Genomic DNA, 13,924 nt, shown 5'->3' on the forward strand with positions numbered 1-13,924 from the left:
AGCATTGGCCCCTGAATTGTGAACTTTCATGAAAAAGGGCAGCCGAAGCTGCCCCTTTTCTCCTTGCGAAGCCGCTTATTCAGCCAGCTTGAAGGTAATGAAGCTGGCACGGCCCTGACGCAGCACGCGCATCGACACCGAACGGTTCTTCGGCAGTTCCTTGGCGATTTCGGTGAACTCCTTGGCCGAACCGATGGCCTGGTTGTTCAGGTGGCTGATGACGTCACCCGGGCGCAGGCCGATCATCGCGGCCGGGCCATCCTGGACTTCCTTGATGACCACGCCACCCTTGAGTTCCAGGGCTTTCTTCTGCTCGGCGGTCAGATCGGCCACCGAGACGCCCAGGCGGTTGCTGCTGCGCTCGGCACTGCCTTCGGCGCCGGCAGCGATGTCGGCATCGTCGTCCGGCAGTGCGCCAACGCTGATGTCGAGGTTCTGGCGCTTGCCGTTGCGAATGATCTCCAGCTTGGCCTTTTCACCATCCTTGAGGCTGCCGACCAGATGCGGCAGGTCGGCCGACATGATGATCGGCTGGCCGTTCATGCTCAGGATCACGTCACCCACCTGCAGGCCGCCCTTGGCTGCCGGGCCGTTTTCCAGCACCTGGGCCACCAGGGCGCCAGCCGGCTTGTCCAGGCCGAACGATTCAGCCAGGTCCTTGTTGACCTCCTGGATCACCACGCCCAGCCAGCCGCGGCTGACTTTGCCGTCTTTCTTCAGCTGGTTGGAAACGTCGATCGCCACGTCGATCGGGATGGCGAACGACAGGCCCATGAAACCGCCGGAACGGGTGAAGATCTGCGAGTTGATACCCACCACTTCACCGTTCATGTTGAACAGCGGGCCACCGGAGTTGCCCGGGTTGATGGCCACGTCGGTCTGGATGAACGGTACGTAGGTGTCATTAGGCAGGGTACGGCCCTTGGCGCTGACGATACCTTTGGTCACCGAATGGTCGAAGCCGAACGGCGAACCGATGGCCAGCACCCACTCGCCCACCTTGAGTTTTTCGGAATCACCCAGCTTGACGGTCGGCAGGTTCTTGCCCTCGACCTTGAGCAGGGCCACGTCGGTGCGCGGGTCGGTGCCGACCAGTTTGGCCTGCAACTCGCTGCGGTCCGACAGGCGGACGATGATCTCGTCGGCATCGGCTACCACGTGGTTGTTGGTCAGCACGTAGCCATCGCTGGAAATGATGAAGCCCGAGCCCAGCGACTGGGCCTCGCGCTGGCGGTCGCCACGCGGCGAACGCGGCTGCTGCGGCATGTTGCGCTCGAAGAACTCGCGGAACATCGGCGGCAGGCCTTCCAGGTCGGGCATCTGCCCGGCGGCCATGCGGCGGTCCGGCAGCTTCTGCTTGGTACTGATGTTGACCACGGCTGGCGAGGCCTGCTCGACCAGCGTAGTGAAGTCCGGCAGGGCTTCCTCGGCCTGGGCGCTGAGCACCTGGCCGAGCATCAGCACGGCGGCGAACATCGATAGGTAGGATTTCAAGCGTGGTATTGACATACGGCTCCCGTCACAACGAGCGGTAGTTTAGAAAGGCCCCTGCACAAAGCAGGAAAGGCCAGGCTCCAAGAAGCCTGACCTATAGAAAATTTGCCGAAGGATTGCAAATGACAATGCTTTAATTTCATTTCAGCGGCATGTACGCGCGCCTTGGCATGGCCCGCACACCAGGCCCGCAAAAGCGCACCATCACTGGCGCGCCTGGTCATCCTGAGGGCGCATCGACAGCGCCACACGCTCTGCGGTACCCAGCGGAATTTCGCCGACCACAGTGACCATTACCCTGCCCTTTGGCGTGTTCAGCCGACGCGAAACCGCCGAAGTCGGGCCAAGCTGGGTACGCATGTCAGTACCGCCCTCATCCTTCACCGGTTCGAGGAATACCGAGAAGCGCGCCAGGCCATCGTCATACATCAGGCTGCTGACCGTGCTGTCATGCTTCGGATCGCGGCGTACCGAGCTGTTGACCAACTCGAAGCCTGGCGGCAGCCAGTCCGAACGCCAGCCGACGACCCTGTCATTACCGGCAGCAGCCACCTGCTGCACCGGCTTGCACGCAGCGCTGGGGCGCAGGTCATCGTCGCTGAGCAGCCCGTCGGTTTCGAGGCGGGTCATCTGGAAGCGCTCCAGCAACTGCCCCTTGTCATTGATCATCAATGAGCGCAGCGGCAGGCCGGTAGAATGGTCCAGGTGCAATTCGAAGGCATAGCGGTGCTGGTCGCGCGGGGTGAGCGTCACGATCACGGCATCGCGCCCGGCGACCCGTGACTTGCCCGCCACGCTCAAGTCATACCAGCCCATCAGTTTCAGCGGATCAAGCACACGCTGCGCGGCGTCCGGGGGTGTCGTAACACCACTTGCCAAGGCCCCGCTGACGCACTCTACCTTGCCATCCACGCGCACGATTTCCTGGGCGGCGCCATCGAGCTGCAACAGCCGCTCGCTGACCTTGCCGTCGTCGACCCTGTGCCAGATCTCGTGGGAAGAGAAGCTGCCGTTGCGTTCGTAGACAAAAGAGCCCTGGTAGCTCTGCTTTTGCTCGGCCTGTGCCAGCTTGTTCAGCCACTCGCTCGCCTCGGGCGAGGAATTGGCTGCCAATGCTGGCACCGTCATGCAGCTGCCAATCAGCAGCGACAGGAGAGGTAGCGCGCGCATGATCCTCCTTACTTAACGGTTTTCCAGGCTGGCGGCGCGGGCATACGGCAATGCGGTTTCAGTGCCCTTGAGCGCAGACTCCTGGGCATGCTGGCGCAGGTAACCTGGCAGACGCTGATCCCAGCCGGCCTGGTTCTGCAACACGCCGTTGGCCATCGGCCCGGTTGGTTGCTCACTGCTCTCACTATAGCCTGCCAAAACGGCTGGGCCTTGGGCTTGTGGCACACTCAGGCCTTGCTGGGCAGGTTGCTGGGCAGCCAGCTCGGCGCCGGTGATCTCGTCCTGGTTGTACATGCGTACACCAGCCAGCACCGCCAGGGTGACCGAGGCAGCTACCGCCAGGCGGCCAATGCTGCGCCATGGGCCTTTCTTGACCTTGGCCGGCACCGCTTCGTCAGCCAGCGCTGCAGACACCGCCGAGGCGATATCCAGGTTAGGCAGCAGCAGCTCCTTGTGCATGGCTGCGCGGGCAACCTGGTAACGCGACCAGGTGGCACGGGTTTCAGCATCGTCTACGGCGTTCAACACCCGACGCAGTTCAAGCTCGTCCGCTTCGTTATCCATCACCGCGGACAGCGATTCCTGCAAAGCTTCACGACTCATGGCGGTTCCTCTCTTGGCTGTCGCCGCTGTCTCAGGTTTCCTGCAGCAAAGGTTGCAGGGCTTTGTCTATGGCCTCCCGAGCGCGGAAGATTCGAGAGCGCACGGTACCCACCGGACATTGCATGACACTGGCAATGTCTTCGTAACTCAGCCCGTCGAACTCGCGCAGGGTCAGTGCCGTGCGCAGGTCTTCAGGCAGCTGCTGGATGGTGCGATGGACGGTGCCTTCGATTTCATCCCGCAACAAGGAGCGCTCTGGGGACTCGAGATCCTTGAGACCATGATCGCCGTCATAAAACTCCGCATCCTCGGAGCTCACATCGCTGTCTGGCGGCCGTCTTCCACGGGACACCAGGTAGTTCTTCGCCGTGTTGATGGCGATGCGGTACAGCCACGTATAGAACGCACTGTCTCCGCGGAAGTTGCCAAGCGCACGGTAGGCCTTGATGAAGGCTTCCTGTGCTACATCCTGGGCCTCGTGGGTGTCGTGAACGAACCGCACGATCAACCCGAGAATCTTGTGCTGATACTTCAGCACCAACAGATCGAACGCTCGCCTGTCACCGCGCTGAACGCGCTCGACAAGCTGCTGATCCTCTTCCTGGGTTAGCATGAACACTCCTCAGTGAACTCGAAGGAGCGCTGCAACGGCCATCGTTCAGGCTTGCAACCATAGACTCGGGCTTTGCGCAAAAGTTCTCCCCTCCAAGCAAGTTTCCTGCAGCCCTTGGTCGGCTTGCACGAAAGACGCGGCGCGGTCACGGCCGGCTACGTCGATAATCAGGTTTCGAGTACGCAGGGACAGCCCGGACGGGCCTGCCACCCTGCGTCGCCGCGGCATGTTGTGGCGCGTGGGCAGCCTTCATAGGATTTCCGGCCATGTCGGAAAGTTCCCACAAAGGTTGTCGCGACCAGGCAAGTGGCATGGAAATTGGCCACCCGGGGCTGCTATAAAGGCAACCCGGCCAGCTTTAACGATAGTTTCACAATGCCATCGGCGCGTGACTATTGTGCCGCGCCCCTTCCAAAGAATACTAGTGTCCCGACATGAGCCAACAATTCCAACATGATGTCCTGGTGATCGGCAGCGGCGCCGCCGGTCTCAGCCTGGCACTGAACCTCCCCAGCCACCTGCGAGTCGCCGTACTCAGCAAGGGCGACCTGGCCAACGGCTCTACCTTCTGGGCCCAGGGCGGTGTCGCGGCGGTGCTGGACAATACCGATACCGTGCAGTCGCATGTCGAGGACACGCTCAATGCCGGCGGCGGCCTGTGCCATGAAGAGGCGGTGCGCTTTACCGTCGAGCACAGCCGCGAAGCCATCGAGTGGTTGATCGAGCAAGGCGTGCCCTTTACCCGCGACGAGCACTACAGCGTCGACGACGGCGGCTTCGAGTTCCACCTGACCCGCGAAGGCGGCCATAGTCACCGGCGTATCATCCACGCCGCCGACGCCACCGGTGCAGCCATCTTCACCACGCTGCTGGAGCAGGCCCGCAAACGCCCGAACATCCAGTTACTGGAGCAACGCGTTGCGGTCGACCTGATCACCGAACGCCGCCTCGGCCTGCCCGGCGAGCGCTGCCTGGGCGCCTACGTGCTCGACCGCAACAGCGGCGAGGTGGACACCTTCGGTGCGCGCTTCACCGTGCTGGCTACTGGCGGCGCGGCCAAGGTCTACCTGTATACCAGCAACCCCGATGGCGCCTGCGGCGACGGCATTGCCATGGCCTGGCGGGCCGGCTGCCGGGTGGCGAACCTGGAGTTCAACCAGTTTCACCCGACCTGCCTGTACCATCCACAGGCCAAGAGCTTCCTGATCACCGAAGCCCTGCGCGGCGAAGGCGCGCTCCTGCGTTTGCCCAATGGCGAGCGTTTCATGCCACGCTTCGACCCGCGTGAAGAGCTGGCCCCGCGCGACATCGTGGCCCGCGCCATCGACCACGAGATGAAGCGCCTGGGCGTGGACTGTGTATACCTGGACATCACGCACAAACCGGTCGACTTCATCAAGAGCCACTTCCCCACCGTGTACGAGCGCTGCCTGGCGTTTGGCATCGACATCACTCGCCAGCCGATCCCCGTGGTACCGGCGGCGCACTACACCTGCGGCGGGGTAATGGTCGACGACCGTGGCCACACCGACGTGCCGGGCCTGTACGCCATTGGCGAAACCAGCTTCACCGGCCTGCACGGTGCCAACCGCATGGCCAGCAACTCGCTGCTGGAATGCTTTGTCTATGGCCGTGCCGCCGCGTCCGACATCCAGGCGCACCTGGATGAAGTGGCCATGCCCAAGGCCCTGCCCGGCTGGGATGCCAGCCAGGTCACCGACTCGGACGAGGATGTGATCATTGCGCACAACTGGGACGAACTGCGGCGCTTCATGTGGGACTACGTCGGCATCGTGCGCACCAGCAAGCGCCTGCAGCGAGCGCAGCACCGCATTCGCCTGCTGCTGGACGAAATCGATGAGTTCTATAGCAACTACAAGGTCAGCCGCGACCTGATCGAATTGCGCAACCTGGCGCAGGTGGCCGAGCTGATGATCCTGTCGGCCATGCAGCGCAAAGAAAGCCGCGGGCTGCATTACACCCTGGATTACCCGGGGATGCTGGACGAGGCCAAGGACACCATTCTCAGCCCGATCTGAGTCCGGCCCCTGGCGCGGCAGCTTCAGCGCCTGCGACATCGATCTCGCAGGCGCTGAAGCTGCCACGACGAACACCTGTCAGCCCTGACTCGCCCCCACCTCTGCCCACCTGCGCCGGCTGAACTTCAACCGCACCCGCAAGCGCCGGTGCTCATCAGCCCCTAGTGCATCCCTCGGTACGCATTGGCTCTGCCCCAACCAGCGCCCTGCCCGCACAAAGCGCAACACCACCAGCCCAGGCAACGCCACACTGTCCCGGCACAAGCGCACCGGCTGCCAGCCACGGGCACGGCTGAACACCTGCCAGCCGCGCATATCACGGCGCAAGCCAACAACGGCATGCTCATGCGTCAGCAAAATACGTCGGGGAATGGCCCAGCCAGCGCGGGCAATACAGGTGGCGACAACAGCAAGGGCCAACCACCCGGGCAGCGGGCTCGCCCATACGGCGAACCACGCCAGTACCTGGCAACCCAGGTAGGCCGCTAGCAGCAGGCGCGAGCCTTGCCAGCGGCACTCGAAGCACTCACTTGGGCTGGACACGGTCCAGGATGATGCGGACCATGCGCTGCAGCTCCGGGTCTTCGGACTCGGTGCGCTCCATGAACCAGCCGAACATGTCCTGATCCTCGCAGCTCAACAGACGCACGTAGAGTTCGCGGTCGGTCTCGTTGAGCGTGGGGTAGACTTCCTGGGTGAAAGGCACCAGCAGTACGTCCAGTTCCAGCATGCCGCGGCGGCTGTGCCAGAAAAGCCGGTTGAGTTCAGTTTGTTCGACCATGGGGCCCTCCTCGAATGGCCCGCCAGTATACAGCCAGGCGAGCGAAGCGACACCGGGCGTTGGTCTAGTCACCTACCTATTTTGTTACCGGCGTTCTATGATGGCCGCCAGTCTTTAGCCACCTCGATGACCCATGGCCGATTCCGCTTTCTTCTGCCCCCTGTCCCATGAGGGCATCCTCGCCGTCCGCGGCTCCGATGCAGGCAAGTTCCTGCAAGGCCAGCTGACCTGCAACATCAACTACCTCAGCCAGGAACACGCCAGTCTAGGCGCCCGCTGCATGGTCAAGGGGCGCATGCAGTCGAGTTTCCGCATCCTGCCCGAAGGCAACGGCTACCTGCTGGCCATGGCCAGCGAGCTGCTTGATGCCCAGCTGGCAGACCTGAAGAAGTACGCCGTGTTCTCCAAGGCCACGCTGACCGATGAAAGCGCTGCCTGGGCACGCTTCGGCCTGCAAGGCGGCGATGCGGCGCTGCAGGCGCTGGGGCTCGATGTGCCTGCAGCAGCTGGCAGCACCGTGCGCCACGACGGGTTGATCGCCATTGCCGTGTCCGCTGGCCGCGTGGAGCTGTGGGTGCCGGCTGACAACGCCGTCAGCGTTCGCCAGGCGCTGGCCGCCGCGTTGCCCGAAGGCAGCCTCAACGACTGGCTGCTGGGGCAGATTCGCGCCGGGATCGGCCAGGTCATGGGGCCGACCCGTGAACTGTTCATCCCGCAGATGATCAACCTGCAGGCCGTCGACGGCGTCAGCTTCAAGAAAGGCTGCTACACCGGCCAGGAAATCGTTGCCCGCATGCAGTACCTGGGCAAGCTCAAGCGCCGCCAGTACCGCCTGGCACTGGACCAGCCGGCCATTCCGGCCCCGGGCGCCGAGATCTTCTCCCCCACCCATGGTTCGTCGGTCGGTGAAGTGGTCATGGCTGCCAGCAACGGCGCAGCCTGCGAACTGCTCGCGGTGCTCAGCGCCGAAGCGGTGGAGGACGACAACCTGCACCTGGGCAGCCTCGAAGGCCCGCGCCTGCAGCTGCTGACCCTGCCCTACGAACTGGACCGCGACCGGGAAATCCAGCGCTGACCAGCCTGCCCCGCCTACGTGGCGGGGCCGCACCACCAACGCGGTAGACACGCCCATGAACAAGCTGGCCGAGATGGTTCAAGCACAGTTGCTCGATGCCATCGAAAAGGATGACCTGGTCCTGCCGACCCTGCCCGAGGTTGCCTTGAGCATCCGCGAGGCAGCGGAAGACAGCGAGATCAGCGTAGCGGCCCTGAGCAAGGTGATCGGTCGCGATGCGGCCCTTTCAGCGCGCCTGATCAAAGTCGTCAACAGCCCGCTGCTACGCGCGGCGGTCGAGGTCACCGACCTGCACACCGCCATCACGCGGCTGGGCATCAACTACAGCTGCAACCTGGCCGTTGGCCTGGTGATCGAGCAGATTTTCCACGCCCGCGCGCCGGCGGTTGAGCAAAAACTGCGCGATATCTGGGCCAACAGCCTGGATGTGGCGGGTATCAGCTACGAAATCTGCCGCCGCTACACGCAACTCAAGCCCGACCAGGCCACCCTCGGCGGGCTGGTCAACCAGATCGGCGCGCTGCCGGTGTTGATCTATGCCGAAGAGCACAACGAACTGTTGTCCGATCCGGTGTGCCTGCATTATGTGATCGAGCAGATCCAGCCGGTGCTGGGCGACAAGATCCTCAAGGCCTGGGAATTTCCGGAACAACTGGTCAACCTGCCGAGCCAGGTACAGGACCTGGACCGACAGACCGGCAAGATCGACTACATCGACATCGTGCAAATCGCCCGCTGCATCAGCCAGCCCGGGCGCCACCGGCCGCTGGCGGCACTGCCGGCGTACCGCCACCTGGGCTTGCCGTTTGGTACCGAGCTGGAAGTGGATGAACTGATCGAGGCGCGGAGCATGTTGCGCTGACCGGTGTCAGCCTGTGCCGGCCTCTTCGCGGGTAAACCCGCTTCCACAGGTATAGCGCAGCCTTCAGCAGCGGCTCGGTCCCTGTGAGAGCGGGTTTACCCGCGAAAGGGCCGGTACTGGCAACACATCAATCCGCGATAAAACTCACCCGCACCCGCAACCCGCCCTTCGCACCGTCATGCAGGCTCACTTGCGCCAGGTGCGCCCGGCAGATCTCGCCAACAATCGCCAAGCCAAGCCCACTGCCCTGCGCACTGCGCCGGTAGAAGCGCTCGAACACCCGCTCACGCTCGGCCTCGGGAATCCCCGGCCCGTCGTCCTCCACCTCCAGCACCGCCGGTGCCAGCACCCGCAAGATCACGTTACCGCCCGCTGGCGTATGGGCCAGGGCATTGTCCACCAGGTTGCTCAACAGCTCGTTGAGCAGCGTCGGCTCCCCCTTGAGCCACACCGGTGCCTCGGCCTCCAGGGCCAGCGCAACCCCGCGCTTGTGCGCCAGCGGTGCCATGGCCATCCCCAGCTCGCGTGCCAACTGGCTCAGGTCCAGGCGCTGCGCGCCGCCTTCGGCAATCGCCCGAGCACCGTTCTCGACCCGAGCCAGCGACAGCAGCTGGTTGGCCAGGTGGGTCAGCCGATCGGTGCCCTGGGCGGCAGACTCCAGCGTCTGCCGCCACTCCTGCGGCTCGGCCGAACGCAAGCCCAGCTCGACCCGCGCCTTCAGCGCGGCCAGTGGCGTGCGCAACTCGTGGGCGGCATCGGCGATGAACTGCGCCTGGCGCTCGAACTGGCCGCGCAAACGCTCGGTGAAGTGGTTCAAAGCTCGCACCAGCGGGCTCAGCTCACGCTGCACCTGCACCACCGGCAAGGCCCGCAGGTCGTCCGGCTGGCGCTCTTCCACCGCCGTGCGCAGGCGCTCCAGCGGCCGCAACGCGGCACTCACAGCAAACCACACCATCACCAGCGCGCCCAGCGCCAGCATGCCCAGGCGCAGCAGGGTGTCGGCCATCAGGCCACGGGCCATGCGTACCCGCGCTTCCTCGGTCTCGGCCACGCGGATTTCCGCCATGCCGTTCATGTTCGGCTCGCTCACTGGCTTCAGCAGGCTGACCACGCGCACGTCCTGGCCCAGATAGGTGGCGTTGTAGAACCGCGCCAACGCCGGGTAGTCGTCGGTACGTGGCGTGCCCGGCGGCGGCGCTGGCAGGTTCTCGTAACCGGAAATCAGCCGCTGCTGGATGTCCAGTACCTGGTAGTAGATGCGCCCGGCACTGTCGTAGGCGAAGGTGTCCAGGGCCACGTAGGGCACATCCGCGCTCAGCGAACCGTCCCGCTGGGACAGGCCCGCGGCAATGGTCCGCGCCGAGGCCAGCAGGGTCCGGTCGTAGGCAGTGTCGGCAGCCTCACGGCCGTTCCAGTAGGCGCTCAAGCCGCTGGCCAGCATCAGCACCACCAGCAGCAAGGCCAGGTTGCCGAGCAAGCGCCCGCGCAAGCTGCCGTTGTCACGCATCACGGTGCTCGAGCAGGTAGCCCAGGCCGCGGAAGGTGACAATGGCCACCGGCTGGCCGTCGAGCTTCTTGCGCAGGCGGTGGATGTAGATTTCGATGGCGTCGGGGCTGGCCTCTTCATCCAGGCCGAACACCTGGGCAGCCAGTTGCTCCTTGCTCATCACCCGGCCCGGGCGGGCGATCAGCGCTTCCAGTACGCTTTGCTCGCGTGAGGTCAGGGTCAGGTTGTCGCCACCCAGCGTGAAGCGCCGGGTGTCCAGGTCGTACACCAGCGGCCCGCAGCGTTGCTGGCGCTCGCCACCCAGCACGCTGCGGCGCAGCAGGGCCTTGACCCGTGCTTCCAGCTCGGTCAGCTCGAACGGTTTGGCCAGGTAGTCGTCGGCGCCCAGGTTAAGGCCGTGGACCCGGTCCTTGACGTCGCTGCGTGCGGTCAGCATCAGCACCGGCAGGGTCTTGCCACGGCCACGCAGGCGCGCCAGCACCTCGAAGCCGTCCATGCGCGGCAAGCCGACATCCAGCACCGCCACGGCGTATTCCTCGCTGGCCAGGGCCAGGTCGGCAGCCACGCCGTCATGCAGCACATCAACGGTCAGGCCATGGCTCTTCAAGGCCTGGGCCACGCTTTCGGCCAGTTGCAGGTGGTCTTCGACCAGCAGCACACGCATCGGAATCTCCCTGCTCGGGTGGGACGGTGGCGCGGAGTGTACCGCTGTCGGCAGGCCTGTGAAGCCCCTGTCGACAAACCTTTCACGCTGAAAGGTTAGCGAAAGGTTGGTTACCTAGCATCGCACCACGGTCGCCCTTCGCGCCGAAAAAGCACCAGCAAGGTGCAACGAATAAGAACAATAAACGGAGCCATCAGTGATGCTGTCATTGCAGCCGCAGGCGTTTGCGCCTACCCGTTCCTTTGCCGCACGCCCCTCCGCCATCGCCAGCGCCCTTGCGCTTGCCGGTGTCGCCCCGCTGAGCCAGGCAGCCTTCTTCGAAGACAGCACGGCCACCTTCGAAACCCGCAACATGTACTTCAACCGCGACTTCCGCGACGGCACCAGTGCGCAGCAATCCAAGCGCGACGAATGGGCCCAGGGCTTCATCCTCAACTTCGAGTCCGGCTACACCGATGGCACCGTGGGCTTCGGCCTGGATGCGCTGGGCATGCTCGGCATCAAGCTCGACTCCAGCCCCGACCGCACCGATACCGGCCTGCTGCCGACCCACGATGACGGCAAGGCCGCCGACGAGTACTCCAAGCTCGGCCTGACCGGCAAGGTGAAGGTGTCGCAGACCGAGCTGAAGATCGGCACCCTGATCCCCGAACTGCCGACCCTGCAGCCCAACGACGGGCGCATCCTGCCGCAAACCTTCGAAGGTGGCCTGCTCACCTCGAAGGAGGTCAAGGGCCTGACCTTCACCGGCGGCCGACTGGACAAGGCCAAGGACCGCAACGACACCAACTGGGAAGACCTGGCCCTGAACAACAAGAACGGCCGTTTCGGTGGCTCGTTCAGCGCAGACAACCTGGACCTGGCCGGCCTCGACTACCAGTTCACCGATCGCATCACCGGCAGCTACCACTTTGCCCAGCTCGACGATATCTACCGCCAGCACTTCATCGGCATGGTCGCCACCCAGCCGTGGGGCCCGGGTACCTTCGGCGCCGACCTGCGCCTGGCTGTGAGTGACGACGCCGGCGCCGCCAAGGCCGGCAACATCGACAACACCACTGTCAACGGCATGCTCAGCTACGCCCTGGGCGGGCACAAGGTCAGCGCCGCCTGGCAGCAACTGTCCGGTGACAGCGCCTTCCCGTACGTCGATGGTGCCGACCCGTACCTGGTCAACTTCGTCCAGATCAACGACTTCGCCGGCGCCGACGAGCGCTCCTGGCAGGCGCGCTACGACTACAACTTCGCTGCACTCGGCGTGCCCGGCCTGACCTTCATGACCCGCTACATCAGCGGCGACAACGTCAGCCGCGCCGCCGGTGGCGAGGGCAAGGAGTGGGAGCGCAACACCGAACTGAAGTACGTGGTACAAAGCGGCCCGTTGAAGAACGTCGCCGTGCGCCTGCGCAACGCCACCTTCCGCTCCAACTTCGCCCGCGACGCGGACGAGGTACGGCTGCTGGTGAGCTACAGCGTGGCGCTGTGGTAACCCCATAGCGATAACTTGATAACAACAACGCTCACGGAGATTGACGATGACCTTTTCACTGCGCCGCCTCGTCCTCGCTACCGGCTGCCTGCTGTTGGCCGGCAACGCCCTCGCTGCCGAACCTAAACGCCCAGAATGCATTGCCCCCGCCTCGCCCGGCGGTGGCTTCGACCTGACCTGCAAGCTGGTGCAGAGCGCCCTGGTGCAGGAGAAGATTCTCAGCAAGCCGATGCGCGTCACCTACATGCCCGGTGGTGTCGGCGCGGTGGCCTACAACGCCGTGGTCGCACAGCGCCCGGCCGATGCCGGCACCTTGGTGGCCTGGTCCAGCGGCTCGTTGCTGAACCTGGCCCAAGGCAAGTTCGGCCGCTTCGACGAGAACGCCGTGAAATGGCTGGCCGCCGTCGGCACCAGCTACGGCGCCATCGCGGTGAAGAGCGACTCGCCCTACAAGACCCTCGACGACCTGGTCGCAGCGCTGAAAAAAGACCCGAGCAAGGTGGTGATCGGCTCTGGCGGTACCGTGGGTAGCCAGGACTGGATGCAGACGGCGCTGATCGCCAAGGCCGCCGGCATCAACCCGCGGGACCTGCGCTACGTGGCGCTGGAAGGCGGCGGCGAAATTGCCACGGCGTTGCTGGGCGGGCATATCCAGGTCGGCTCAACCGACATCTCCGACTCCATGCCGCACATTCAGAGCGGCAACATGCGCATCCTCGCGGTGTTCTCGGAAAAGCGCCTGGACGAGCCCGAGATGAAAGACATCCCCACCGCCAAGGAACAGGGCTACGACATCGTCTGGCCAGTGGTGCGCGGCTTCTACCTGGGGCCAAAGGTGAGCGACGAGGATTACGCCTGGTGGAAGCAGTCGTTCGACAAGATGCTGGCCTCGGAAGACTTCGCCAAGCTGCGTGACCAGCGCGAGCTGTTCCCGTTCGCCATGACCGGCGAAGAGCTGGACGTCTATGTGAAGAAGCAAGTGGCTGACTACAAGGCACTGGCCAGGGAGTTTGGCCTGATCCAGTAAGCCGCCACCGCCCTTTCACCGATCACTGTGGGAGCGGGCGTGCCCGCGAAGAAGACACCGCGCTGCCTGGCACCGGCATTGCCGGTGTTCGCGGGCATGCCCGCTCCCACAGGGTCCATGCTCAACGAGGACTCTCTGATGATCCTGCAACGCATCTTCGCCCTGGCCCTGCTGGCGGTGTGCGCCGCCCTGGCCGTGATGGCCTGGCCTTACCAGGCGGCGTTTTCCTATGAACCGGTGGGCCCGCGCGCCTACCCGCTGTTGATGCTCGGCCTGATGGGCCTGGGTCTGCTGTACCTGGTGTTCCGCCCCACGCCCATCGTGCGCAAGGACGACGAGCCGGAAATGGACCGCGAAACCCTGATCAAGATCGCCGCCTGCGTCGGCCTGCTGATCGTTTTCGCCAGCACCTTCGAAGCCCTGGGCTTCATCCTCAGCGCCATCCTGGTCGGCGTGCCCATGGCCCGCCTGTACGGCGGCCGCTGGCTGCACAGCGTCATCGTGGTGGCGGGCATGAGCCTGTTCCTCTACTGGCTGTTCGACCGCGTCATGGACGTGCCCCTGCCCCTTGGCCTGCTGAGCGTACTGGAGAACTGACAC

Annotated in this window: 14 protein-coding genes; 6 read left to right on the plus strand and 8 right to left on the minus strand. The window is 64.3% G+C overall.

Translation table 11 applies throughout. The features are described from left to right. Positions 1-75 precede the first annotated feature (75 nt). The 4 genes from A4C63_RS14040 to rpoE form a co-directional block, all read right to left on the minus strand. Positions 76-1,476 carry a DegQ family serine endoprotease gene (locus A4C63_RS14040; RefSeq protein WP_370464236.1) on the minus strand — a complete coding sequence of 467 codons (1,401 nt, stop codon included), beginning with the start codon at positions 1,474-1,476 and terminating at the stop codon, positions 76-78. A 222-nt stretch (positions 1,477-1,698) separates the two neighbouring features. Then, positions 1,699-2,664, minus strand: coding sequence for a MucB/RseB C-terminal domain-containing protein (locus A4C63_RS14045; RefSeq protein WP_063913176.1), 966 nt, complete (start codon positions 2,662-2,664; stop codon positions 1,699-1,701). 12 nt (positions 2,665-2,676) lie between these two features. Further along, complete coding sequence (locus A4C63_RS14050; protein WP_063913177.1) at positions 2,677-3,267, minus strand: sigma-E factor negative regulatory protein; 591 nt, start codon at positions 3,265-3,267, stop codon at positions 2,677-2,679. A gap of 31 nt (positions 3,268-3,298) precedes the next feature. Further along, positions 3,299-3,880 carry an RNA polymerase sigma factor RpoE gene (gene rpoE, locus A4C63_RS14055; RefSeq protein ID WP_003252049.1) on the minus strand — a complete coding sequence of 194 codons (582 nt, stop codon included), beginning with the start codon at positions 3,878-3,880 and terminating at the stop codon, positions 3,299-3,301. Positions 3,881-4,314: 434 nt separating this feature from the next. On the opposite strand from rpoE, the gene nadB reads away from it, so the two are divergent. Then, a complete protein-coding gene (gene nadB / locus A4C63_RS14060; protein ID WP_063913178.1) occupies positions 4,315-5,919 on the plus strand; it encodes an L-aspartate oxidase in 1,605 nt (534 codons plus the stop codon). Positions 5,920-5,997: 78 nt separating this feature from the next. Here the strand turns inward: nadB and A4C63_RS14065 are convergent, their stop codons facing one another. Together A4C63_RS14065 and A4C63_RS14070 are read right to left on the minus strand one after the other, a co-directional pair. Then, positions 5,998-6,462 (minus strand): protein YgfX, encoded by a 465-nt coding sequence (locus A4C63_RS14065; protein WP_063913179.1) that lies wholly within the window; start codon positions 6,460-6,462, stop codon positions 5,998-6,000. Next, positions 6,446-6,700: a succinate dehydrogenase assembly factor 2 gene (locus A4C63_RS14070; protein ID WP_003252043.1), complete on the minus strand. Its 255-nt coding sequence runs from the start codon at positions 6,698-6,700 to the stop codon at positions 6,446-6,448. The genes A4C63_RS14065 and A4C63_RS14070 overlap by 17 nt, the downstream gene beginning before the upstream one ends. A 133-nt stretch (positions 6,701-6,833) precedes the next feature. Here A4C63_RS14070 and A4C63_RS14075 point away from each other — a divergent pair, with 133 nt between their 5' ends. Continuing rightward, positions 6,834-7,775 carry a folate-binding protein YgfZ gene (locus tag A4C63_RS14075; RefSeq protein WP_063913180.1) on the plus strand — a complete coding sequence of 314 codons (942 nt, stop codon included), beginning with the start codon at positions 6,834-6,836 and terminating at the stop codon, positions 7,773-7,775. A 55-nt stretch (positions 7,776-7,830) separates the two neighbouring features. Continuing rightward, positions 7,831-8,637 carry an HDOD domain-containing protein gene (locus A4C63_RS14080; RefSeq protein ID WP_063913181.1) on the plus strand — a complete coding sequence of 269 codons (807 nt, stop codon included), beginning with the start codon at positions 7,831-7,833 and terminating at the stop codon, positions 8,635-8,637. A gap of 127 nt (positions 8,638-8,764) precedes the next feature. Here A4C63_RS14080 and A4C63_RS14085 read toward each other — a convergent pair whose 3' ends face one another. Beyond that, entirely contained in the window at positions 8,765-10,144 is a 1,380-nt protein-coding gene (locus A4C63_RS14085) for a sensor histidine kinase (protein WP_063913182.1), read from the minus strand. Next, positions 10,137-10,808, minus strand: a complete 672-nt coding sequence (locus tag A4C63_RS14090) for a response regulator (RefSeq protein WP_063913183.1) — start codon at positions 10,806-10,808, stop codon at positions 10,137-10,139. The genes A4C63_RS14085 and A4C63_RS14090 overlap by 8 nt, the downstream gene beginning before the upstream one ends. A gap of 199 nt (positions 10,809-11,007) precedes the next feature. Here A4C63_RS14090 and A4C63_RS14095 point away from each other — a divergent pair, with 199 nt between their 5' ends. From A4C63_RS14095 to A4C63_RS14105, 3 genes are all read left to right on the plus strand, one after another. Further along, positions 11,008-12,297: an OprD family porin gene (locus A4C63_RS14095; protein WP_063913184.1), complete on the plus strand. Its 1,290-nt coding sequence runs from the start codon at positions 11,008-11,010 to the stop codon at positions 12,295-12,297. Positions 12,298-12,343: 46 nt separating this feature from the next. Continuing rightward, entirely contained in the window at positions 12,344-13,324 is a 981-nt protein-coding gene (locus A4C63_RS14100) for a tripartite tricarboxylate transporter substrate binding protein (RefSeq protein ID WP_063913185.1), read from the plus strand. 138 nt (positions 13,325-13,462) lie between these two features. Continuing rightward, the gene (locus A4C63_RS14105; protein WP_063913186.1) at positions 13,463-13,921 is read left to right on the plus strand and encodes a tripartite tricarboxylate transporter TctB family protein; all 459 of its coding nucleotides are present in this window, start codon (positions 13,463-13,465) and stop codon (positions 13,919-13,921) included. The last annotated feature ends 3 nt before the right edge of the window (positions 13,922-13,924 follow it).

The organism is Pseudomonas sp. p21 (assembly GCF_001642705.1).
Classification (GTDB): domain Bacteria; phylum Pseudomonadota; class Gammaproteobacteria; order Pseudomonadales; family Pseudomonadaceae; genus Aquipseudomonas.